This is a genomic window from Polaromonas sp. P1_E1_2 (assembly GCF_056406035.1).
The window spans coordinates 1-23,093 of sequence record NZ_JBFUAZ010000011.1; the positions used below are offsets into that span (position 1 = coordinate 1).

A 23,093-nucleotide genomic window follows, 5' to 3' on the forward strand; every position below is an offset into this window, starting at 1 on the left:
GCACGCACATTGGTCAGCAGCACATCGCGCGCCAACGTTGATTTGCCGGAGCCCGATACACCCGTCACCGCCACCAGCCGGTACAGCGGCACGGTGACCGACACATCCTTGAGGTTGTGCAGGTCGGCATTGACCACGGTGAGCCAGGAGGTGAAGGGCCCGGCGGCGGCCGGCGCCGCATTGTGCAGTGCGCTGGCATTGGCAGCGGCGGCCTTGAGCGCAGCGGCTTTCAGCGTGGCCGCCTTCTGCTTGCTCACCGGCTTGGCGTTAACGTCAACGGGCGCTTCTTTCACCGCGGTCAGGGKTGCCACGCCCTTGCGTGTTTCGCGCCGGATCTGTAGCGGGTGAATAAGCGGGTTCGCAAGGTAGCGTCCCGTCAGAGATTCCGGCACAGCCGACAGTTGCGCCGCCGTGCCTTGTGCAACCAGCGTGCCGCCGCGCTTGCCCGCACCGGGGCCGATGTCGATGATGTTGTCGGCGCGGCGGATCGTGTCTTCGTCATGCTCGACCACCACCAGGGTGTTGCCGCGGTCGCTGAGTTTGCCCAGCGCGCTCAGCAAAATCTGGTTGTCACGCGGGTGCAGGCCGATCGTCGGCTCGTCCAGCACATAACAAACGCCCTGCAGGTTGGATCCCAGCTGCGCCGCAAGGCGGATACGCTGCGCCTCGCCGCCCGAGAGCGTGGGTGCACCACGGTCCAGCGTGAGGTAGCCCAGGCCCACGTCTTCGAGGAATTCGAGGCGACTTTTGATCTCGGGAATCAGGTCGCGCGCGATGCCGGCTTCACGGCCCAGCAGCGCGAGTTTTTCGACCCACCCCCGCACGTCCGTCACCGACAGCGCTGCGATGTCGGCAATGCCGACACCCGCGAACTTCACCGCGCGGGCCTTGGCATTGAGGCGCGTGCCTTCGCAGGTCGGGCAGGCGGTGCCGGCCACGTCTTCCACTTCGGGTTCGGCAAAACTTTGCTCGCGGCCCTTGTTGTCGTCGTCCATCACCGAGTCGTCAAACACCTTGCGCTGTTCCTTGGTGAGCTTGACGCCCGTGCCGACGCAGTCGGGGCACCAGCCGTGCTTGCTGTTGTAGCTGAAGAGACGCGGGTCCAGCTCGGCATACGAGGTGGCACAAATCGGGCAGGCACGCTTGGTCGAAAAGGCGATCAGCTTGCCGATGTTTTTGGCGCTGGCGCCGGCCATCATCGCGCCGCGCAAACCATCCAGCGGCGCCAGCACATGGACCACGCCCTTGCCGTGCTCCAGCGCGGTCGCGAGCGCGGCACGCAAGGCGGCCTCGTTGTCGGGCGACACATGGATGTCGGCAATCGGCAGCTCGACCGTGTGTTCCTTGAATCGGTCAATGCGCGGAAAGCCCGTGGTCGGCAAAAACTCGCCGTCGATGCGCAAATGCGTGTAGCCGCGCGGGCGCGCCCAGTCGGCCAGCTCGGTGTAGACGCCCTTGCGCGCAATCACCAGCGGGGCCAGCAGGCCGATGTGCTGGCCGCGGTAGGTTTTGATCAACTGCGCGGCGATGCTTTCAGGGCTTTGCGGCATCACGGCCGCGCCGTCCTTGGTGCAGTGCTGGATGCCCAGCTTCACATACAGGAGGCGCAGGAAATGCCAGACCTCGGTGGTCGTGCCCACGGTGGACTTGCGGCCGCCGCGCGAGAGGCGCTGCTCGATCGCCACGGTGGGCGGAATGCCGTAGACCGCGTCCACCTCGGGCCGGCCCGCCGGCTGCACGATGCTGCGCGCATAGGCGTTCAGTGATTCGAGGTAGCGCCGCTGCCCTTCGTTGAACAGGATGTCAAAGGCCAGCGTGGACTTGCCCGAGCCCGACACGCCCGTCACCACATTGAACTTGCCGCGCGGAATGTCGACCGACAGGCTCTTGAGGTTGTTCTCTTTGGCGTTGACGATCTGGATCAGGTTGGAGAAGGCCGGGCGTGTAGCCCAGACCTTGGGACGCGACTCTTCAACGCCGTGCACCTTGCCCATCGCCTGCTCGTATTCGCGCAGGGCGAGCGCCGTGTGTGAGGTCGGGTGCTGGCGCACTTCTTCGGGCGTGCCCTGCGCCACCAACAGGCCACCGCCCTCTCCGCCTTCGGGGCCGAGGTCGATCAGCCAGTCGGCCGAGCGGATCACGTCCAGGTTGTGTTCGATGACGATCAGCGAGTGACCGGCTTCGAGGAGCTTGCGCAGCGCGCGCATCAGCTTGGCGATGTCGTCAAAGTGCAGGCCGGTGGTCGGCTCGTCAAACAAAAAGAGCGTGCCACGGCCTGGTTGCCTGAGTGCCAGCGCCTGCTTGCTGGCGCTCGCCGTCTTGCTGGCATTGGCCAGAAAGCCCGCGAGCTTGAGGCGCTGCGCCTCCCCCCCCGAGAGCGTGGGCACGGGCTGGCCCAGCTTCACATATTCCAGGCCCACATCGACGATGGGCTGCAGGGAACGCACCACTTCGCGGTCTTGCGCAAAGAGCGCAATCGCCTCGCTCACCGTGAGGTCCAGTACGTCGGACACATTGAGCAGGCGCGGCTTCACGTCGCCTATCGCCTTGCGTTCAATCGTCACTTCGAGGATCTCGGCGCGGTAACGCTTGCCGTCGCAGTCGGGGCAGCGCAGGTAGACGTCGCTGAGGAACTGCATCTCGACATGCTCGAAGCCCGAGCCGCCGCAGGTCGGGCAACGCCCGTCGCCGTTGTTGAAGCTGAACTTGGTGGCGGTGTAGCTGCGTTGTTTGGCCAGCGGTGCCAGCGCGAACAGGTCACGCACGGCGTCCCACGCCCCCACATAGCTGGCGGGATTGGACCGCGCCGTCTTGCCGATGGGCGACTGGTCAACAAACACCACATCGGTCAGGTGGTCGGCGCCCATGAGGCGGTCGTGCAGGCCTGGCGTTTCGGTCGCCTTGCCGAACTGGCGCAGCAGCGCGGGCGCGAGGATGTCCTGCATCAGCGTGGACTTGCCCGAGCCGCTGACGCCGGTAACGCACACCAGGCGCTGCAGCGGAAAGTCGACGGTCAGGTTCTTCAGGTTGTGGTCGCGCGCGCCTTCGAGGATGAGGCGCGGGGTGTTGTCGGTCACCGCGCGCTTGAAGCCCATGCCCACCTGCTTGCGCGAGCCGAGGTAGGCGCCGGTCAGCGTGTCGGCGTGTTTGATGTCGTCGGGCGTGCCGTCAAACACGATCTGGCCGCCCTTCTCGCCCGGGCCCGGGCCCATGTCGATCAGGCGGTCGGCCGCCAGCATGACGGCCGGGTCATGCTCGACCACCACCAGCGTGTTGCCGGCGTCACGCAGGCGGTGCATGGCCTGGGTGATGCGGTTCATGTCGCGCGGGTGCAGGCCAATGGAAGGCTCATCGAGCACAAACAGCGTGTTCACCAGCGAGGTGCCCAGCGCGGTCGTGAGGTTGATACGCTGCACTTCCCCACCCGAGAGCGTGCGGCTCTGCCGGTCGAGCGTGAGGTAGCCGATGCCGACATCACACAGGTACTTCACGCGAGTCTGGATTTCTTCGAACAGCGACTTGAGCGCCTGCAATTCGGCATCGTCGCCCATCACGTCGAGTGAAAGGCCGCTGAAGAACTGCCGCAGCCTGTCAATCGGCAGGCGCATCAGGTCGTGCAGCGCCAGGCCCGGCAGGGCTTCGAGCTGCTCGCGGCTCCACTGCACCCCCACCGGCATGAAGCGCTGGCTGGGCGGCAGCACCGCATCTGCGGCTTCTTTGGAACCGAGGCGCCAGAGCAAAGACTCGAGCTTCAGACGCGCGCCGCCGCAGGTTTCGCATTGCGTGTAGCTGCGGTATTTCGACAGCAGCACGCGGATGTGCATCTTGTAGGCCTTGCTTTCAAGGTATTCGAAGAAGCGCTTGATGCCGTACCACTGCTTGTTCCAGTTACCGTCTTTGTAGCCCGGTGTGCCGTTGATGACCCAGCCCTGCTGCTCGGGCGTGAGCTTGTACCAGGGCGTGTCGCGCGGAACGCCCGCCGCTTCGGCGTGGCGCAGCAGGTCGTCCTGCGCTTCCTTCCAGGCCGGGGTCTGGATGGTCTTGATGGCGCCGGCGCGCAGGGTGAGCTTGTCGTTGGGAATCACCAGGCCGTAGTCGACGCCGATGACGCGGCCAAAGCCGCGGCAGGTTTCGCACGCGCCCATGGCCGAGTTGAAAGAGAACAGCGAGGGCGTGGGGTTGGTGTAGCGCAGGTCGCTGTCGGGGCAATGCAGGCCCGTGGAGAAGCGCCACATCACATCCGGTTGACCATCCTCTGCGTGTTGTACATAGATGTTCAGGCGCCCGCCACGCTTCAATGCCGTCTCGATAGCTTCCATCACACGGGCTTTTTCCACCGCGTGGGTGCGAAAACGGTCGGCCACCACGTCGAGCAGCTTGTGCGGGCCGGCCGGCGTGGCCACATCGCGCTGGGCATGCACGCGCGTGAAGCCACTGACAGAGAGCCACTGCTCGACCTGCTCGGTGCTGGTGTTGCCGGGCAACTCGACCGGGAAGGTCAACACCACGCGCGGGTCACCTTCTTCGGTGCGCGCCATCAGCTCGGCATAAATCGACTCGGGCGTGTCGTGGCGCACGTTCTGGGCGGTCTGCTTGTCGAAGAGTTGCGCAGCACGCGCGTAAAGCAGCTTCAGGTGGTCGTTGAGCTCCGTCATGGTGCCCACGGTGGAGCGCGAGCTGCGCACCGGATTGGTCTGGTCGATGGCGATGGCGGGCGGCACGCCTTCCACCTTGTCGACGGCCGGCTTGTCCATGCGGTCAAGGAACTGCCGCGCGTAAGCAGAGAAGGTCTCCACATAGCGGCGCTGCCCTTCGGCAAACAAGGTATCGAACACCAGGGAGGATTTTCCCGAACCGCTGGGTCCTGTAACTACCGTCATTTCACCGGTGCGAATATCCAGATCGAGGTTTTTGAGGTTGTGCTGGCGCGCGCCGCGAATGCGGATGATTCCCTGGGACATGAGTGCAGTCTTTCCTGAAGAGGTCAAACATTCTAGACAGGGCAACCGGCTGTGCAGGATGTAGGGATTAATGTCCTTTTTGCACACTTTTAGCTACGCCAATTAGGGCGGCTTCTGGTTTTCCTGATCGCATTTTTTGCGCTTTCATGCTTCACTTATGGATACATCATTTCACCCCGGATGGAAACACTGTGAACAACATGAAAAAACTCAGCAGATGGTGCGCCGCCATCGCGATGGTGGCCGTGGCCCAGGCCAGCCATGCGCAACTCCTTGTCGGGCAGACCGCAGGGTTTACTGGCCCCGTGGGCGCCGGCGTCAAGGAAACCACGGAAGGCGCCAAGCTCTACATCGACGCCGTCAATGCCAAGGGCGGTGTGGGCGGGCAAAAGATTGAGCTGGTGTCGCTCGACGACAAATTCGATCCCAAGCTGGCGGTCGAAAACGCACGCAAGCTGATTGAAGAACAAAACGTGCTGGCCATGTTCCTGACCCGCGGTACACCCCATACCGAAGCCATCATTCCGCTGCTCGACAAAAACAGCGTGCCGCTGGTCGGCCCTTCTACCGGTGCCATGGTGCTGCACCAGCCCGTCAAAAAACATGTGTTCAACGTACGCGCCACCTACCAGCGTGAAGCCGAGAAAGCGGTCACTCACCTGCATTCCATGGGCATCACCCGTATCGGCATCGTGTATGCCGACGACAGCTTCGGCGCTGACGGCGTGATGGGCGCGCAAAAAGGGCTGACGACTGCCAAGCTGCAGCCCGCTGTACTGGAAAAATTCGACCGCTCCAAACCCGACTTCGCGCCGATCGCACCCAAGGTTTACCAGTCCAACGCGCAGGCCGTCATCATGGTGGCCTCAGGGCAGGCCGTGGTCGACGGCATCAAGGCCTTCCGCGCGGGCGGCTCCACGGCGCAGATCGTGACGCTTTCGAATAATGCCTCGGGCGGCTTTGTGAAAAGCCTGGGCGACAACGCCCGTGGCGTGATCGTCACGCAGGTGTTTCCGTATGAGCGGTCCATCGCCTTCCCCATGGTGAAGGAAGCACAGGAGCTGGCCAAGGCCAAGGGGCAAGCCGACGTGAGCCCCGCGATGCTGGAAGGTTTTGCCGCTGCAAAGGTGTTGGTAGAGGGCTTGCGCCGGGCAGGCGCCAAACCCACGCGCGAGAAACTCCAGGCGGCCCTGGAGGGCATGCGCAAGATTGATATCGGCGGGCTGGAAGTGAGCTACAGCCCCGAAGACCATACCGGGCTGGATTTTGCCGATCTGTCCATCATCGGCACCGACGGAAAATTCAAGAGATAAATAGCACCCCCCTGCCGACGCTCACTTCGTGTAGCGTCACCTCCCCCCAAGGGGGACAGGCGCCTTGCGCCCGGCGTAGCCGGATCGCGGCCCCTGCTTGGGAAGAGAATCCCCCCTGCCGACGCTCACTTCGTGTAGCGTCACCTCCCCCCAAGGGGACAGGCGCCTTGCGCCCGGCGTAGCCGGATCGCGGCCCCTGCTTGAAAAGAGAATCCCCCCTGCCGACGCTCACTTCGTGTAGCGTCACCTCCCCCCAGGGGGGACAGGCGCCTTGCGCCCGGCGTAGCCGGATCGCGGCCCCTGCTTGCGAATTCGCACACCTGCGGCGCCAAGCCGTACGGGTTTGCTCAGCCGTAAAGCGCGCTTTCGAGTTCCTTGAACTTCTCGGGGCCTACAGCTTCCTTGATCTTGGGTGCCAGCTCCTTGAGCTTGTCGATGTCGCCTGCGGCTTCCACCGCCAGGTTTAGGCGGAAACCCCGAAGGCCCAGGGCAGCCGTCAGCCGCGTGGCGATGGGGTAAGCCCTTGAATAATGCTCCTGCGCATTCAGGGTAGGACTGCCATCTGCGTTTTGGGCCGACACCTCCGGAACCGGCTCATCAGGCGGCTGCACCGCCAGCGGCGCCAGCAGGCCCAGCGAAATCAGGTGGTTGATGTCTTCTGCGGTGACGCCGAATCCCGAGGTGGCCTTGACCACATCCTCCAGGCTGCGTTTGCCGTCAAACATGATGAAGGCAGAGCGCTGCCGGGGGGTCAATGCGACGGTTCGGTTCTGCACGGCGGTCTGGCCGGCTTCCGTCTTGGTGTAAATCATCGGCTGATCTCCAAATAAATGCGCGAGGGTGCCACCATGAGGTGCTTGATTTTCAGAGACGCTGTGATCGTTGTTTTTGTCTCTGTTAATTCAATTTAACTCATTTTCACCGGCAACGCACCTTTTCTGGGCATGATCGCGGCGACGTCCTGCACGCAAAAGCGCCACTCGCTGTCAGCCTGACCCCTTCACTCAACCATTCGTACGCGCTTCCAGAGCAGTGATAACAACAGGTGCAGCCAGCCGCGAAGCACCATGTTTTTCACCGCCCAGATCAATATCGCCGCCCTTGTTCAACAGAAATAATGCCAGCCCGGCAATCACGATAAAACCCACAACAATTTTCCACATCTTTCTTTCTCCCAAAAAAAAGCCCCCGGCAAATGGATGACGAGGGCCCGTAAAAAACATAAGGCTTTTCAGCCTGAAAAGGCCGGTGCGGGCTCCTGGCCCGCACCGGCGCAAATACCCGTCAGTCGTTGGCGTAAATATCCACGTCCTTGGTTTCCTTGATGAACAAGGTGCCCACCACCAGCGTCATGCCGGCGATGATGATCGGGTACCAGAGGCCGTTGTACATATTGCCGGTCTGCGCCACGATGGCAAAAGCCGTGGTGGGCAGCAGGCCGCCGAACCAGCCGTTACCGATGTGGTACGGCAGGCTCATGGAGGTATAACGGATGCGGGTCGGGAACAACTCCACCAGCATGGCTGCGATCGGGCCGTACACCATGGTGACCAGAACCACCAGATAGAACAGGATGGCCGTGACCATGACCTTGTCGACCTTGGCTGGATCAGCCTTGCTCGGGTAGCCGGCAGCCTTCAGGTCGTCCGCGACCGCTTTCTTGAACTCGGCATCCTTCTTCTTGGCGTCGTCGGCGCTGAGGCCCTTGGCGGTGTAGCTGGAGATGGCGGTTTCGCCGATCTTGATGGTGGCCACGGTGCCGGCGGGTGCGACAACGTTGTCATAGCTCACCGAAGCGCCTGCCAGCACCTGCTTGGCGATGTCGCAGGAGCTGGTGAATTTGACGGTGCCGGTCGGGTTGAACTGGAACGAGCACTCTTTCGGGTCGGCGGTCACAACCACCTTGTTCTTGGCTTGTGCCGCGGCCAGGTCAGGATTGGCGGCTTTGGTCAGCGCGGTGAACACCGGGAAGTAGGTGACCACAGCCAGCAGGCAGCCGGCCATGATGATGGGCTTGCGGCCGATCTTGTCGGACAGCGTTCCGAAGATCACGAAGAAAGGCGTACCCAGGATCAACGAATAAGCCACCAGGATGTTGGCCGTGGGGCCGTCGACCTTGAGCGCCTGCGTCAGGAAGAACAACGCGTAGAACTGGCCGGAGTACCAGACCACGGCCTGGCCGGCGGTCAGGCCGATCAGCGCCAGGATCACGATCTTCAGGTTTTTCCACTGGCCGAAAGATTCGGACAACGGTGCCTTGGAGGTTTTGCCCTCAGCCTTCATTTTCTGGAACGCGGGGGATTCGTTCATCGACAACCGGATGTAGACCGACACGGCCAGCAGCAGGATGGACACGATGAACGGAATGCGCCAGCCCCAATCAGCGAATGCGACTTCGCCCATGGCGGTACGCACACCCAGGATGACCAGCAGGCTCAGGAACAGGCCCAGCGTGGCTGTGGTCTGGATCCAGGAGGTGTAGGCGCCGCGCTTGCCCTGTGGCGAGTGCTCGGCCACATAGACAGCTGCACCGCCGTATTCACCGCCGAGCGCCAGGCCTTGCAGCATGCGCAGGGCAATCAGGATCACCGGGGCGGCGACACCGATGGATGCATAGTTGGGCAAGAGGCCGACGATGAAGGTCGACAAGCCCATGATCACGATGGTGACCAGGAAGGTGTACTTGCGGCCGATCATGTCGCCCAGGCGGCCGAACACCAGCGCGCCGAAGGGGCGCACGATGAAGCCGGCTGCAAAAGCGAGCAGCGCAAAGATGAAGGCAGAGCCTGCATCCAGTCCGCTGAAGAACTGCTTGGCAATGATGGCTGCCAATGAACCGTAGAGGTAGAAGTCGTACCACTCAAATACGGTGCCGAGCGAGGAGGCGAAAATCACCTTCTTCTGCTCGGCTGTCATCGGCCTGTTGTCGACGGCTGTTGCCATGATGTTGTCTCCAAAATAATGAGACTTCCGGTATGGAAGCTACCTTCATTATTTTGGTTGTGCCTGACCTAGCTCTGACGTGAAACTAACAGGAGCTTTCACGAAACTTATGCGTGGCTGACAAGTCAAGGGGAAACCCTTGAAGAACTTTTCAGCATGCGAAGCACCTCAGGGAAAACGCTTAAAACCTTCTTAGGCCCCGCGTCGAATGCCCGTCGCAACCTTACACGCGGCATTCCAGCCATCACCATCAAACCACGGGCTGCCGAGCAGGTACTCGCGCAGCATCGGCAACGCATCCAGGCCCCAGAAAATTTTGCCGTCCACCTCAAACGCCGGCACACCAAAAACACCTTTCGCAATCGCCGCTTCGGTATTGCTTTTGAGCTGCGCCTTCACGCCCTCGTCCTGCACATCGCGCGCAGGCGCGAGCTGCTTGAGCAGCGCTTCGTAACGGGCCGCATCGCCGGCCTCACCGCCTTCGCCCCAGACATGGCGAAAGATGGTTTCGCACGCATAGCGGTTGGGTGTGCCGCCCTGCCCCTCAGGGCCGCAGGCCACGGCCAGGCGCAGCAAGGGCAATGGGTTGAAGGGGTGGCTGGCCGGCATCTTCATTGCGATACCCAGGCTGTGCGCCAGCCACAGCACCTGCCGGTAGGTCCAGTCGCGTTTGGGAGCGATCTCCGCAGGGCCCAGCTGGCCATAGTGCTTGAGCATGCCCGCGAACAGCACCGGCGTGTACGCCACGCTATAGCTCACACCCTTCAGCGCTTCTGGAAGGCGCTCAAAAGCCAAAAAGGCATAGGGCGAAATGACGTCGAAGTAGCATGTGATGTGCTTGATCGCGGGTGCATTACCGGCTACCGGCTTCATCGTTGTGTTCTCGCCGGTCATGGCTGCATCGCAGCCATGCGCTGCCCTATGGATGTCCAGATATGGCGTTTAGCGGTGTCGTCAGCCCCACTCCACTGCGCGATTTCATCGCGCGTGCGAAAGCAGCCTTCGCACAGGCCCGACGCCGCGTTCATGCGGCACACGGAAATGCAGGGCGACGGAACGTCCGGCTCATTATCGAGTGTGGCCGCGCGCAGAGAGACCAGTTCGATCGCGTGCTTGCGCGCCAGTTTGTCTTCGTCCACATTCACCGCAAAGTCTGCCACCGGCGCGCCCGTCAGCAGCTCAAGCTCCTGCGGCGACAGCTGGAACACCGCATGCGGATGGCCCGCGGCCGCCCACACGGTTTCAAAGCGGAACAGCGAGCGGTCAATCAGCGTCACGGAGGGCGTGGCATGCGCCAGCGGCGACACACCGCCTATGGAGAACCCCGTGCGCGCCTTCACAAACTCCGCATCGGCCCGTGCCAGGCGCTTGCCATCGATACACACCATGGCCTCGACCTTTTTTTCATCAACCCGCTGGTCGCCGGACGTCACCACCAGCACGGCGGCATCGTCAGACTTTCGGCGAAAAATAATGCTCTTGGCAATCTGGCCCACCTGCACACCCAGTGCATCGGCTGCCTGCTGCGCGGTGCGCGCGGCATCGTCGAGCATGACGGGTGCATGCAGGTGGCCGCTGTCCAGCAGTACAGCGGCAACCCGCTGCACGCCCTCCGGTAACGCTTTCAGTTCAGCACCACACATGTCAATTCATTCGTTTGTTAAGAAGCGCGGTTGCCGCGCGGGAGTTCGGCTTGCGCCCGAGAAAATCGCTGATGAATTTTCCWGCATCRATSAGCTTGTCCAGGTCWATGCCCGTYTCAATGCCCATGCCATGCAGCATGTASACSACRTCTTCRGTSGCCACATTGCCGGTRGCRCCCTTGGCAAAMGGGCARCCGCCCAGGCCGGCCGAKGAGGTGTCGTATTGCCATACGCCCATCTGCAATGCCATGAGCGTATTGCCCAGCGCCTGGCCGTAGGTATCGTGAAAATGCCCGGAGACATCGTCGATGTCGAAATGTTTGAGCGTCGCCTCCATGGCGCGCTGCACTTTGAGCGGCGTGCCCACACCAATCGTGTCAGCCACCCCCACATGCTGCACGCCTATGCCCTTCATCAGGCCGGCGAGCATGCTCACACGTTCAGGCGCAATTTCACCTTCATAGGGGCAGCCAACGGTGCAAGACATCGCGCCCCGCACATAAATGCCTTTTTCACGCGCAGCTTCCACCACGGGGCGAAATCGCTCAATGCTTTCGGCGATCGAGCAGTTGATGTTCTTCTGGCTAAAGGCTTCGCTGGCCGCGCCGAACACCACGATCTCGTCGGGCCACAGCTCGCGCGGCGGCGCAATCGCGGCTTCAAAGCCTTTCATGTTGGGCGTCAGCACCGAATAGCGCACACCCGGCTTGCGCTTGATGCCGGCCATCACCTCGGCGTTGTCGGCCATTTGCGGCACCCACTTGGGCGACACATAACTTGTGACTTCGATCTCTGTGAGGCCGGCATCCTGCAGGCGGTGCACCAGCCCGATCTTCACCGCGGCAGGCACCTGGGCTTTTTCGTTCTGCAAGCCGTCGCGCGGGCCGACATCGACAATTTTGACTTTGGAGGGCAAGGACATGGTTTTTCCAGTATTCGATTTCAAGGTCAGGCGGCCGCAGGTGCCGCGCCGCGCGGGCGCAACCACAAAAGCAGCCAGCCGGCCAGCACACCCAGCGCACTGAACAACAAAAGAACCCCACCGATAAAGCCCTGCACCAGCACCGACCCCACAATCTGGGCCTGCACCGGGTCTTGTGCCGGGTAACGCACCTTCACGGCTTCACCGACTTTGTGAATGGCGCCGCCCTGGCGCACCAGAGGATCAGCCACACGCAGGGTACGGCCATCGTGTGCGGAAAATTCGACAATGCTTTTCTGGCCCATGCTGAGCTTCAGGCGGGACGCTTCATGTCCCACCACCCGCCCGGCGACCGTGCGGGTGTCGCTGCCCAGGCCCAGGCTCGAGGCCAGCAACCAGGCCGCTCCCAAGGCCGTCAAGCCGCTGGGCACCAGCAACAACCAGCCCAAAACACTGAGCAGTCGGCGAGATGTGGACGATGGCATCAATGAAACTCCGGGGCCTGCGCTTCAACAGCCGCTTCAATAGCCACGCAGTGGATCAACAATACCAGCAACCCGCTCTCCGCGTTCGACGGCACGCACCTTGCCCGCAATCTGGGCAATACTTTCCTCACGCAGCGTGCGGGCCGAGGTGTGCGGGGTTACCGTGACCTTCGGGTGTTTCCAGAAAGGGTGGTCTGCCGGCAGCGGTTCAACATGGAATACATCCAGCGTGGCGCCCGCCAGGTGGCCGTTGTCGAGCAGCGTGATCAGGTCGCCATCGACCAGGTGGCTGCCGCGCGCCACGTTGATGACATAGCCGCCCGGCCGCAACTGCGACAGGGTGTCCAGGTTCATGATGCCCCGCGTTTCAGACGTCAGCGGCAGCAGGCACACCAGGATGCGGCTGGCCGCGAGAAAATCCTGAAAGCCCTGCCCACCCGCATCGCCTGAAAAACACCGCACACCCTCAATCGTCTTGGGCGACCGGCTCCAGCCATTGACCGGAAAATCAAACTGCGCCAATGCACGTCCGACGCGCTCGCCCAGCACGCCCAGGCCCATCACGCCAATGGGGAAATCGGTGCGCAGGCGCGGCTTGCGGTACGACCACTTGCCTTCGGCAATATCGGCCTCATAGCCATCGAGCTCGCGAAAATGGCGAATGACCGCATGGCACACAAACTCGGCCATCTGCACGGACATGCCGGCATCGTCCAGCCGCACCACCGGTACGCCGGCGGGCAGCCGCAGCTTCATCAGCGCATCAACGCCGGCGCCAATATTGAAGATGCCTTTGAGCTTTGGCTGCTCGTCAAAGAACTGCTGGGGCGGCGCCCAGACCACCGCGTAGTCGGCCAGCGCCGCGCCAGTGGACCACAACTCCACCTGCGCATCGGGAAACTCGGCTTTCAGGCCGTCTACCCAAGGCTGGGGTTTGATATCGGAACAGCAAAAACTGATGCGCATGAAAAGAATCCCGTTTGAATCAAAGCAAAGTAAAAATCAAACGGCTATTTTCAACAATTCCGAGCCCTCGCTCACCTGGTCACCCGGCGCATACAGCAACTCCTGCACCACGCCATCGGCCGGCGCGGCAATGGTGTGCTCCATCTTCATGGCTTCCATCACCGCCAGTGGCTGGCCCTTGCTCACCTTGTCACYGGCCTTGACGGCAAACGACACCACCTTGCCCGGCATGGGCGCCGTGAGGCGGCCGCCTTCGGCCTGCGCTTCGCCCGCATGGGCCAGCAGGTCAATCGAAAGGATTTGCGTGGCGCCTTTGGCGGTGAACACATGGTCCAGCTCGCCCTGGGCATACACGGCAGCCGTCATGCGCTGGCCGGCAAACTGCACGTCAATGCCCTGGGCGGTTTCGGCAAACACCAGCGGGCCCGATGCCTCGCCAATCGTGAGGCGCAGCGCACCGTCGTGCAGATAGGCAAGCGTTGCCTTGGCCGGTTCGTCGTGAAATTCAAACTCAAAGCGGCGTTCCATCACCCCATGCGAGCGCCAGCCATCGCGGCGGCTGAAAGGGTCTGCGCCTTCCATGGCCCGCTCATCCAGCAGGGCCTTGGCCACCGCCGCCGCACCCGCCATGGCCAGGCCCACCGGCTCCTGCTTGAAAAGCACGGCTTCTTCGCGCTGGATCAGCGCGGTGTCGAGGTTGGCTTTGGCAAACGACGGGCTGCGCACCACATAGCGCAAGAACTGCACATTGGTGCTCAGGCCCACGATGCGGGTCTGCGCCAGAGCATCGTCCAGCCGGGCCAGCGCTTCTTCGCGCGTGGCGCCATGCACGATCAGCTTGGCCACCATGGAGTCGTAGTAAGGCGAGATCGCATCGCCTTCGCGCACGCCGTCATCCACCCGGACCTGTCCTCTTTCAAATGCCGTGTGCGCCGGCTTCTTGTAGACGTGCAGCGTGCCGGTGGCGGGCAGGAAGTTGTTGTCGGGTGTTTCGGCGCAGATACGCGCTTCGATGGCGTGGCCGTTGATGCGCAGTTGGTCTTGCGCCAATGGCAGTTTTTCACCCGAGGCCACGCGCAGTTGCCATTCCACCAGGTCCAGCCCGGTAATCGCTTCGGTCACCGGGTGCTCCACCTGCAGGCGAGTGTTCATTTCCATAAAGAAGAAATTCATGCTGCCATCTGCGCGCTGCTCGACGATAAATTCCACGGTTCCCGCGCCGACATAATTCACGGCACGCGCAGCGGCCACAGCGGCCTCTCCCATCTGCTTGCGCATGGCTTCGGTCATACCGGGGGCCGGCGCCTCTTCCAGCACCTTCTGGTGGCGGCGCTGCACCGAGCAATCGCGCTCAAACAGGTAAACGTAATTGCCATGCGTGTCGCCAAACACTTGAATCTCGATGTGGCGCGGGCGCTGGGCATACTTTTCCACCAGCACCGCATCGTCGCCAAAGCTGTTGATGGCCTCGCGCTTGCATGAGGCCAGCGCCGCGTCGAAGTCTTCCGTCTTGTCGACCGCGCGCATACCTTTGCCACCGCCGCCCGCGCTGGCCTTGATCAGCACCGGATAACCAATGCGGTCAGCCTCCCGCTTGAGCAGTGCCGGGTCCTGGTCGCTGCCGTGGTAGCCGGGCACCAGCGGCACGCCGGCTTTTTCCATCAGCTGTTTGGACTCGGCCTTCAGGCCCATGGCCTTGATGGCCGAGGCCGGTGGGCCGATAAAGACCAACCCTGCGTCGGCACAGGCCTGCGCAAATTCCTCGTTCTCGCTCAGGAAGCCATAGCCAGGGTGAATCGCCTCGGCACCGGTGGCCCTGGCGGCTTCAATGATGCGCTCCCAACGCAGGTAACTGTCTTTGGGCGCGCTGCCGCCGATGTGCACGGCCTCGTCGCAAAAGCCGACATGCTTGGCGCCCGCGTCAGCGTCGGAATACACCGCAACAGATTGAATGGCCATGCGCCTTGCGGTAGCAGCTACCCGGCAGGCGATCTCGCCCCTGTTAGCGATAAGAATTTTTTTAAACATGGTCGTTCTTTGAGAAAGGAGACTTCAAGGTGAAAGCCGAAGCGGTGCCGGGGTCGGGCCGGCCGCTGAAGATGCGGGCCACGCGGATAAACAGCTGACGCAGGAACCGCCAGCAAACGCGGATCAGCCAGATGCTGAGCGCCAGCACCAGGGCCAGCACCACCACAAACACCAGCGGGTGCGCAATCGCCAGCCACAGGCCGGCCGGCACCAGCGAGTCTTCGACCAGCGAGGCGCCAATATTGCTGAAGGGCTCGGGCGAGGTGTTGATGGCTGCGCGCGTGGTGGCCTTGGCGGCAAAGCTGGTAGCGGCCAGCGTGCCGCCCAGCAGGGCCGCCACCAACGCGCCCAGGCCGTTGTCGGCGCCAAACACGGCGGCTGCAAGCGCCGCACCAGCAGGGATGCGAATCACGCCGTGCACCACATCCCACAGCGAATCCAGCCCCGGAATCTTGTCGGCAAAAAATTCAATGAACACCATGAAGCCGCTGACCCCCAGCACCACCGGGTTGGCCAGCAGGTGCAGGCCCTGCGGAAGCTCTACCCAGCCCATAAACCCTGCCAGCCCGGTGAGCAGCACGACAAGGTACAGGCGCACACCGCTGGCCCAGCCCAACGCACCGGCCAGGGCAATCAGTTGTGCGGTGTCCAGACTCATGGAGCCCCCACGCTTTTCACTTCGTGTAATACGCTGCCCCCCGAGGGGGCGCGAACTTGCTTGGGGCGGCCCGGCGCGGCGCTCATCCGCTGTTCATGCGAGGCACTGCTCAAAAACCAGCGAACGCCGCGGGACCGGCTTTGCCGGACCGCTGGTGTTGCCCCCTCGAGGGGGGAGGCGGCTACACGAAGTGAGCAAGAAACGGGGGGGAGTGTCATATTTGCCAGTTCGGTTTGCGTTTTTGCAGGAAGGATTGAACGCCCTCACGCCCCTCGGGGCTCACACGCACATCGGCAATACTCTCCACCGTCATCTGCACCAGCTCCGGCGTGATGGGCTGGCCGGCCACGTCCTGCACCAGCTGCTTGCACAGCTTCACGGCCTCCGGGCCGGCGTTGACAAGCGCCTTCACAAGCTCGGCCACCTTGGCGTCCAGCGCGTCGGCCGTCACCACTTCATGAACAAAACCAATGCGCAAGGCCTCGGCCGCATCAAAACGTTCGGCAGTCAGAAAATAGCGATGCGCCGCCCGCGCGCCCATGGCGCGGATCACATACGGGCTGATGGTGGCGGGTATCAGGCCCAGCTTCACCTCGCTAAGGCAATACCCGGCCGTGTCCACCGACACAGCCATGTCGCAGGCTGCCACCAGGCCCATGCCGCCGGCATACACGTCGCCCTGTATGCGGGCAATCACCGGCTTGGGGCATTCATAAACAGCCTGCAGCATGGTCGCCAGGCGGCCCGCGTCTTCCAGGTTCTGCGCATGGGTGTAGTCGGCCATGCTGCGCATCCAGTTCAGGTCGGCGCCGGCACAAAAGGCCGTGCCGTTGGCCGCCAGCACAACGCAGCGCACCTCGTCGTGCATGCCCAGCTCGACAAAAGCCTGCGTCATCTCGGCGATGACCTCCTGGTTGAAGGCATTGCGCACGTCAGGCCGGTTCAGCGTGACGGTGGCGAGCGGCCCGCTCAACGTGATCGTGAGGTGGTTCATGGCTGTGTCCAGACGACGTCATCGTCGACGGCGTAAAGTTTGCATTTTTCCGGCGATTTGCGGTTGCAGCTGTCAAGCGCCCGCTTGACCGGGTCGTCGCCGCCCTCGGCCCAGCCCCAGCCGCCGGTGGGCCCGATGGCAAACGCACGGGGAGCATCCTTGGAAAGAAAGACCTTGTAGCCATTCTTGCCCGACGCCGACAAGAAGGGCAACTTTGGCTCTTCAGTAATCGCGGCGAAATCTGTTTTGGGCGGCCGTTCAGTTTTCGGGCTACCGCCAAACCGGGCAAAAACCGGTGAGGGCTGGCTGGGCAGGCCGATTTCATCAAGGAAACGCGTCACTTCCGGCTGCCAGATGGTTTGACCTTTGGTGGCGCCAAACATGCTGTGCGAATCACTGCCAAAAGTTCCAAACGCCACCACCCGCGCCTTACCGCCGCCGGCGTTGTAACGCGCAGCCATCTCCTGCCAGGTGGTGGGTGTGAAGTAGCTGTCGTTATCGCCGTAAAACCAGAGCGAAGGAACGCGTGTGTCTGCCGCATAACCGGCAGCGCCCCTGGCGAGCCCCGTTTCCCATCCGGCGCAGGTCTCCTGCCGCAAGCCGCCCGCGAAATTCACGAGCCCCTTCACGCCGGGGTAGTTGAGCGCACCAAAGGCCAGCGTCGTCCATCCCCCATGCGATTGACCCACGATCAAAATACGGCTCTTGTCTGCATACGGCTGCTCAAGCGCATAGTCCAGCACGGTCTTGACGTCTTCAGCCTGTGTGCGTCCATTGCTTTCCACATTGCAGCCGCCATTGATATAACTTCCGCTGGATTTCGAAAACCCCTGACGCATGGGAACCAGCACCACGTAGCCGCGCTGCAAAAAATACCGCGCCGCAATGACCGGCCGGTAGCGCGACTGAAAGCGCGGGTCACCATAGGCCTTGCCATGGTTGATGACCACCACCGGAAAAGGCCCGGGGCCGTCGGGCTTGTAGATCGTGGTCTCCAGCTCCGTGCTGCCCACAAAGGCTTTTTTGGACACCAGCACGACGGATTCATTGAGCGCCGCATTGAGCTCGGGCTCCTGTGCATGCACCTGGGGCGCGAAGCTGCCGCAGAGCCCCGCCAACAAAAAGGCCCACGCAGCGACTTGCCCGTGCAGTCGCGCATGCGGGGGGGTGATGTCAATGTTGTCCATGCCAGCCTCCATTCGTTTGTCGGTTTTTATTTTCACTCTCGACATTACATTCGGAAGACGCCGAACTTCGTATCGGGGATCGGTTGGTTCAGTGTTGCCGAGAGCCCCAGCGCCAGCACACGCCGCGTATCCGCCGGGTCAATCACGCCGTCGTCCCAGCCGCGCGCGGTGGAGTAATACGGATGCGACTGCTGGCCAAACTGGTCCAGCACGGGCTGCTTGAAGGTGGCCTCTTCTTCGGCGCTCCAGGTGCCGCCCTTGGCTTCAATCGCGTCGCGCTTCACAGTCGCCAGCACGCCCGCGGCCTGCTCGCCGCCCATCACGCAGATGCGCGCGTTCGGCCACATCCACAAAAAGCGCGGTGAATACGCCCGGCCGCACATGCCGTAGTTGCCGGCGCCGTAGCTGCCGCCGATGATCACCGTGAACTTGGGCACCTGGGCCGTGGCCACGGCCGTCACCATCTTGGCGCCGTGGCGGGCAATGCCTTCGGCCTCGTATTTGCGGCCGATCATGAAGCCGGTGATGTTCTGCAGRAACACCAGCGGCACCTTGCGCTGGCAGCACAACTCGATAAAGTGCGCGCCCTTCTGGGCCGATTCGCTGAACAAAATACCGTTGTTGGCAATGATGCCCACCGGCATGCCTTCAATGTGCGCGAAGCCGCAGACCAGCGTGGGGCCAAAGCGCGCCTTGAACTCATGAAACTCGCTGCCGTCGACGATGCGGGCAATCACCTCGCGCACGTCATACGGTTTTTTCGGGTCCACCGGAATCACGCCATGCAGCTCCTGCGGGCTGTGCAGCGGCGGCACCGGCGTGCGCAGGGCCTGGTCGAAGCGCTTGGTTTTGTTAAGGCTGGCCACGGCCTGGCGGGCCAGTGCCAGCGCATGCGCGTCGTTTTGCGCCAGGTGGTCTGCCACGCCTGAAAGCCGCGTGTGCACATCGCCGCCGCCCAGGTCTTCAGCTGAAACGATTTCGCCAATGGCCGCCTTCACCAGCGGCGGGCCGCCCAGAAAGATGGTGCCCTGGTTCTTGACGATGATGGTCTCGTCGCTCATGGCGGGCACGTACGCGCCGCCGGCCGTGCAGCTGCCCATGACCACGGCAATCTGCGCAATGCCCTGCGCGCTCATGTTGGCCTGGTTAAAGAAGATGCGGCCAAAGTGGTCGCGATCAGGAAACACGTCGTCCTGATTGGGCAAGTTGGCGCCGCCCGAGTCAACCAGGTAGATGCAGGTAAGGTTGTTCTGCATCGCCACTTCCTGCGCACGCAAATGCTTTTTCACCGTCATCGGGTAGTAGGTGCCGCCTTTCACCGTGGCGTCGTTGCACACGATCATGCAGTCCACCCCATTGACGCGGCCGATGCCGGTGATGACGCCGGCACACGGCGCGCTGTCGGTGCCGTCGCGGTCAGGGTACATGTCTTTGGCGGCCAGGGGGCCCAGCTCAAGGAAAGGCGTGCCCGGGTCCAGCAGCATCTGCACGCGATCACGCGGCAGCAGCTTGCCGCGCGACACATGCCGCGCCCGCGTGGCCTCACCACCGCCCAGGGCGGCCTTGGCGACTTGCGCGTTCAGGTCATCTACCTGCGCCTGCATGGCGGCGGCATTGGCCTGAAAGTCGGCAGAGCGGGCGTTGAGTTTTGTCTCCAGAGCGGGCATGGCAATTCCTGAAATACGGGTGAAAGGCGCTGAAACGGGGCTGGCCTGCGCCAGACCTTCGGGCGCGTGGACCCTACCTTAGCGCCAGATTAGCGCTAAAGAGCCAGCTTAGCGAAAACCCGCCCCACAGGCACAGCCAATGAGGTTGCAAATCCTGCCACCTTAGCAGAAAATTACCGCCATGCTCACGAAAGCCGCCACAAGGCCCACCAATCCGCCCAAAGCCGCCACCCCCATGGCCTTTGCCAGAAGCATTGCTTCTGCCTACAAACGCTACAACCAAAGCCCCGCAGAAGCCCTGAAGCTGGCACAGATCACGCCAGCGCAGCTCAAACAAGTCAACGCCCACATCACCGCCCGCCAGATGGAGCAACTCTCTGGCGCCGCCATGCAGGAGCTGGACGACGAAGGTCTGGGCGCCTTCAGCCGCAAACTGCCCTGGGGCAGCTACGGCATGCTGGCCCGCGCCTCCATCAGCTCACCGAACCTGGGCGTGGCCCTCAAACGCTGGTGCCGTCACCACGCGCTGATTGCCGACGACATCACCCTGCGCGTGGCCACATCCGGCGATACCGCCGCCATCACGGTCGAAGAAAAAGACCCCGGCCAGGTCGGTGAGTTTGCTTTGGTGCACGTGCTGCGCAACATCCACGGCCTGGCCTGCTGGTATGTGGATTCGCGCATTCCGCTGCAGGCTGCGCGCTTTCCGTTTGCTGCGCCGCCGCATGTAGAGGCCTATGGGTTGATGTTCCCCGGGCCGCTGCAGTTCGACGCCGCGCAGGCGGAAATCCGCTTTGACGCGCGCTACCTGGCCTTGCCGCTGCGGCGTGATGAAAAGGCCCTGCAGCAGATGCTGCAGCGCGCGTTGCCGCTGACGGTACTGCAGTACCGGCGCGACAGGTTGCTGGTAGAGCAGGTACGGCAGGCCTTGGCGAACCCGGCGGTGGCTTCGCACAATGCCGAGACTTTGGCGGCGGCGCTGAACATGTCGGCTCGCACACTGCACCGCCAACTGAAAGAGGAAGGCGCCTCACTGCAGGCACTCAAAGACGGCGTGCGCTTTGAGCAGGCCGGGGAACTGCTTCACCGCACCAGCCAGCCGGTGAAAAAAGTGGCTGCGGCTGCCGGCTTTGGCAATGAGAAAAGCTTTACCCGGGCATTTCGTGCGTGGTCCGGCGTCAGCCCCGGAGAGTTTCGCAAAAACCTGCAGGGCTGACGGGCCTTGATGCGCCCGGCGTTACACCGGACGCACCTCCTTCAGCCAAGGCTGCTGAAAGACCCGATGGGCTGCAGTTCCTGCGTGACGGGCAATTCGTCACAGCGCGCCTTGATGTCTGCCGTGAAGGCCTTGAAGGCCGGCAGCCCGGGCAGCGGGCTTTCAGCTACGCCGTCGCCGTACATCGCCACATGTACAAAGCTCACCCCGTCGGCCAGTTGATGTGTCTGGTAGCTCAGGCCGGCAGGCTTGACGGCCTGCAGCTCGGCATACACGGCGCGAACGAGGCGCTCATTTTCTGCGGCCATTTCGGGCTTGACGCGGTAACGAACGATGACTGCTCTCATACTTTTGCTCCTGTGGGTTGAATAAAAAAGGGTGCCTTGCCGCGCAGCCGAAGGGCTACCGCGGCACCGGCAAGTGAAAGAAGGGCGCAGGCCATTAGCGCCTGGGCAAAGCCGCCACTGAACTGTTGCGCGCTGCCATAGCCGCCCGCATGCGCAAACACCGTGGCTGCAACGGCCACGCCCAGCACGCCGCCGAGCTGCCGCAAGGTCTGGAACAAGCCCGAGGCCTTGCCGATATCGCCCGGCTCCACCTCTGCCARCACCGCGCTTTGCACCGCCGGCATGGCCATGGAAACACCCATGCCCGTCACCACCATGGGCAGCACCCACAGCGCGTAGGCACTTTGCGGGCCGGCCAGCAGTGCCACCCACGCCACGCCAACGCCCTGCAGGGCCAGGCCAACCACCACCAACTTGCGTACGCCAACGCGCGCCACCATGGCCCCGGCCACCGGCCCGACGAAAAACAGGGTGGCCGTCCACGGCAGCATGCTCAGGCCCGCACCCAGCGGCGTGCGGCCCTGCACCACCTGGAAGAACTGCGCCATGAAAAACAGCGTGCCCATCAACGACGCCGTCATCAAAAAACCCGCCGCGTTGCCCGCCGCAAACACCGGCGAGCGAAAAAGCCTGGGCGGCACCATGGCGTCCCACGCCTCACGGCGCTGCAAGGCCACAAAGGCCGCGCCCAACACGGCCCCCATGCCCAGCGCGCCCAGCACAGGCACGCTGAGCCACCCGCCGTGCGCGCCGCGCATCAGCCCCCACACCAGCCCCAGCAAGGACAGCACCATGAGCACCGCGCCCCGCCAGTCCAGCCGGCCCGGCGTACCCTTGCTTTCGGGCACCTTGCGCCACACCAGCGCGGCCACCCCCAGCGCAAACGGCACGTTGATCCAGAAGACCCATTGCCACGCCAGGCCGTGCACGACCGCACCGCCCGCCACCGGCCCGGCCAGCACCGCCAGGCCGGTGATGCCGCTGAACAGCCCCAGCGCCTTGCCCCGCTGCGCCGGCGCAAACGTCGCCGCCAGCAAGGCCATGGCCAGCGGCAACACCATGGCCGCGCCCAGGCCCTGCAGCGCCCGCCCCGCAATCAGCCAGCCCATGCCCGGCGCCAGCGCACAGGCCGCCGACGAGGCGGCAAACACCAGCAGCCCGCAGGCGTAAACCCGTTTGCGGCCAAAGCGGTCGCCCAGCGCGGCAGCGGTCATCAGAAGCACGGCAAAGCTCAGGCCGTAGGCATTGACCGTCCACTCGAGCGCCTCGACGGAGGCCGACAGCTCATGCCTCAGGGTGTCCAGCGCCGTGGTTACCACCAGCGCGTCCAGCGCCGCCATAAAAGAGCCGGCCGCCGCCAGGCCCAGAACCCAGCGCTGCTGCGCGGTAAAACCTGCTTGATTCATTTGCGTCACTTCATCGCTCCTTGTTGGGAGGCGGCCCACCCCATCCGATGCCATCCAGATGTATGCCCGCCTCTATGCCAAAGACGGCGGCGCCTGGCAAATCGATGCAAAAATATTTTTGCGTGGCCGCGCATCGTTTGGGCTCCGCCCAACGTCTTACTAGGGCCTGTTAACGCTATTTATGCAAATGCGAATGGGGTGAAAACGGCGCCAATCAAGGCGCGCGACGACGCCCAGACCGGGCGTCTGCGCTAGGAGCGCAACGCGGAGTGGCGCCGTTTTCACCCCATTCCCTCCGGGTTGCGATCAAAAAGGCCTTGCGCGGCGTTGCAAAGCCTTGACGGGGTCTACCCCGCC

The 23,093-nt window shown here is 63.0% G+C and carries 18 protein-coding genes; 2 read left to right on the forward strand and 16 right to left on the reverse strand.

Annotated elements, in window-relative coordinates; genetic code table 11:
- A partial coding sequence (gene uvrA, locus AC1D1P_RS01470; protein WP_477671881.1) for an excinuclease ABC subunit UvrA occupies window positions 1-4,961 on the reverse strand: 4,961 nt, incomplete at its 3' end.
- A 200-nt stretch (window positions 4,962-5,161) separates the two neighbouring features.
- Between uvrA and AC1D1P_RS01475 the strand changes: the two genes are divergently transcribed.
- Window positions 5,162-6,274 carry an ABC transporter substrate-binding protein gene (locus AC1D1P_RS01475; RefSeq protein ID WP_477670066.1) on the forward strand — a complete coding sequence of 371 codons (1,113 nt, stop codon included), beginning with the start codon at window positions 5,162-5,164 and terminating at the stop codon, window positions 6,272-6,274.
- A 347-nt stretch (window positions 6,275-6,621) separates the two neighbouring features.
- Here the strand turns inward: AC1D1P_RS01475 and AC1D1P_RS01480 are convergent, their stop codons facing one another.
- From AC1D1P_RS01480 to AC1D1P_RS01540, 13 genes are all read right to left on the reverse strand, one after another.
- Entirely contained in the window at window positions 6,622-7,086 is a 465-nt protein-coding gene (locus AC1D1P_RS01480) for a hypothetical protein (RefSeq protein WP_477648213.1), read from the reverse strand.
- 192 nt (window positions 7,087-7,278) lie between these two features.
- Complete coding sequence (locus AC1D1P_RS01485; protein WP_477670067.1) at window positions 7,279-7,497, reverse strand: hypothetical protein; 219 nt, start codon at window positions 7,495-7,497, stop codon at window positions 7,279-7,281.
- 61 nt (window positions 7,498-7,558) lie between these two features.
- A complete protein-coding gene (locus AC1D1P_RS01490) occupies window positions 7,559-9,217 on the reverse strand; it encodes an MFS transporter (RefSeq protein ID WP_477670068.1) in 1,659 nt (552 codons plus the stop codon).
- A gap of 192 nt (window positions 9,218-9,409) precedes the next feature.
- On the reverse strand, window positions 9,410-10,060 hold the full coding sequence (locus AC1D1P_RS01495) for a 2-hydroxychromene-2-carboxylate isomerase (RefSeq protein WP_477671893.1): 651 nt from the start codon (window positions 10,058-10,060) through the stop codon (window positions 9,410-9,412).
- 47 nt (window positions 10,061-10,107) lie between these two features.
- Complete coding sequence (locus tag AC1D1P_RS01500; protein WP_477671882.1) at window positions 10,108-10,860, reverse strand: YbaK/EbsC family protein; 753 nt, start codon at window positions 10,858-10,860, stop codon at window positions 10,108-10,110.
- A gap of 1 nt (window position 10,861) precedes the next feature.
- The gene (locus tag AC1D1P_RS01505; RefSeq protein ID WP_477671883.1) at window positions 10,862-11,782 is read right to left on the reverse strand and encodes a hydroxymethylglutaryl-CoA lyase; all 921 of its coding nucleotides are present in this window, start codon (window positions 11,780-11,782) and stop codon (window positions 10,862-10,864) included.
- A gap of 26 nt (window positions 11,783-11,808) precedes the next feature.
- Window positions 11,809-12,267 (reverse strand): DUF3592 domain-containing protein, encoded by a 459-nt coding sequence (locus AC1D1P_RS01510; protein ID WP_477671884.1) that lies wholly within the window; start codon window positions 12,265-12,267, stop codon window positions 11,809-11,811.
- 36 nt (window positions 12,268-12,303) lie between these two features.
- Window positions 12,304-13,233, reverse strand: coding sequence for a 2-hydroxyacid dehydrogenase (locus AC1D1P_RS01515; RefSeq protein WP_477671885.1), 930 nt, complete (start codon window positions 13,231-13,233; stop codon window positions 12,304-12,306).
- 36 nt (window positions 13,234-13,269) lie between these two features.
- Window positions 13,270-15,261 carry an acetyl/propionyl/methylcrotonyl-CoA carboxylase subunit alpha gene (locus AC1D1P_RS01520; protein WP_477671886.1) on the reverse strand — a complete coding sequence of 664 codons (1,992 nt, stop codon included), beginning with the start codon at window positions 15,259-15,261 and terminating at the stop codon, window positions 13,270-13,272.
- Window positions 15,254-15,919, reverse strand: a complete 666-nt coding sequence (locus AC1D1P_RS01525; protein WP_477671887.1) for a DUF4126 domain-containing protein — start codon at window positions 15,917-15,919, stop codon at window positions 15,254-15,256. Before AC1D1P_RS01525 ends, AC1D1P_RS01520 begins: the two co-directional genes overlap by 8 nt.
- 214 nt (window positions 15,920-16,133) lie before the next feature.
- Window positions 16,134-16,913: an enoyl-CoA hydratase/isomerase family protein gene (locus tag AC1D1P_RS01530; RefSeq protein ID WP_477671888.1), complete on the reverse strand. Its 780-nt coding sequence runs from the start codon at window positions 16,911-16,913 to the stop codon at window positions 16,134-16,136.
- Window positions 16,910-18,100: a dienelactone hydrolase family protein gene (locus AC1D1P_RS01535; RefSeq protein ID WP_477671889.1), complete on the reverse strand. Its 1,191-nt coding sequence runs from the start codon at window positions 18,098-18,100 to the stop codon at window positions 16,910-16,912. Before AC1D1P_RS01535 ends, AC1D1P_RS01530 begins: the two co-directional genes overlap by 4 nt.
- A 44-nt stretch (window positions 18,101-18,144) precedes the next feature.
- The gene (locus tag AC1D1P_RS01540) at window positions 18,145-19,767 is read right to left on the reverse strand and encodes a carboxyl transferase domain-containing protein (RefSeq protein WP_477648222.1); all 1,623 of its coding nucleotides are present in this window, start codon (window positions 19,765-19,767) and stop codon (window positions 18,145-18,147) included.
- Window positions 19,768-19,948: 181 nt separating this feature from the next.
- On the opposite strand from AC1D1P_RS01540, the gene AC1D1P_RS01545 reads away from it, so the two are divergent.
- A complete protein-coding gene (locus tag AC1D1P_RS01545; RefSeq protein ID WP_477671890.1) occupies window positions 19,949-20,983 on the forward strand; it encodes an AraC family transcriptional regulator in 1,035 nt (344 codons plus the stop codon).
- Window positions 20,984-21,024: 41 nt separating this feature from the next.
- On the opposite strand, the gene AC1D1P_RS01550 is transcribed toward AC1D1P_RS01545, so the two are convergent.
- Complete coding sequence (locus AC1D1P_RS01550) at window positions 21,025-21,330, reverse strand: hypothetical protein (RefSeq protein ID WP_477671891.1); 306 nt, start codon at window positions 21,328-21,330, stop codon at window positions 21,025-21,027.
- Window positions 21,327-22,736, reverse strand: a complete 1,410-nt coding sequence (locus AC1D1P_RS01555; RefSeq protein WP_477671892.1) for an MFS transporter — start codon at window positions 22,734-22,736, stop codon at window positions 21,327-21,329. Before AC1D1P_RS01555 ends, AC1D1P_RS01550 begins: the two co-directional genes overlap by 4 nt.
- Between the last annotated feature and the right edge of the window lie 357 nt (window positions 22,737-23,093).

Coding starts and splice junctions, on each gene's coding strand:
- AC1D1P_RS01530 (WP_477671888.1), bottom strand. CDS start 16,913: ATGAACCACCTCACGATCACGTTGAGCGGGCCGCTCGCCACCGTCACG.
- AC1D1P_RS01550 (WP_477671891.1), bottom strand. CDS start 21,330: ATGAGAGCAGTCATCGTTCGTTACCGCGTCAAGCCCGAAATGGCCGCA.
- AC1D1P_RS01475 (WP_477670066.1), top strand. CDS start 5,162: ATGAAAAAACTCAGCAGATGGTGCGCCGCCATCGCGATGGTGGCCGTG.
- AC1D1P_RS01510 (WP_477671884.1), bottom strand. CDS start 12,267: ATGCCATCGTCCACATCTCGCCGACTGCTCAGTGTTTTGGGCTGGTTG.
- AC1D1P_RS01480 (WP_477648213.1), bottom strand. CDS start 7,086: ATGATTTACACCAAGACGGAAGCCGGCCAGACCGCCGTGCAGAACCGA.
- AC1D1P_RS01515 (WP_477671885.1), bottom strand. CDS start 13,233: ATGCGCATCAGTTTTTGCTGTTCCGATATCAAACCCCAGCCTTGGGTA.
- AC1D1P_RS01535 (WP_477671889.1), bottom strand. CDS start 18,100: ATGGACAACATTGACATCACCCCCCCGCATGCGCGACTGCACGGGCAA.
- AC1D1P_RS01525 (WP_477671887.1), bottom strand. CDS start 15,919: ATGAGTCTGGACACCGCACAACTGATTGCCCTGGCCGGTGCGTTGGGC.
- AC1D1P_RS01545 (WP_477671890.1), top strand. CDS start 19,949: ATGCTCACGAAAGCCGCCACAAGGCCCACCAATCCGCCCAAAGCCGCC.
- AC1D1P_RS01490 (WP_477670068.1), bottom strand. CDS start 9,217: ATGGCAACAGCCGTCGACAACAGGCCGATGACAGCCGAGCAGAAGAAG.
- AC1D1P_RS01500 (WP_477671882.1), bottom strand. CDS start 10,860: ATGTGTGGTGCTGAACTGAAAGCGTTACCGGAGGGCGTGCAGCGGGTT.
- AC1D1P_RS01485 (WP_477670067.1), bottom strand. CDS start 7,497: ATGTTTTTTACGGGCCCTCGTCATCCATTTGCCGGGGGCTTTTTTTTG.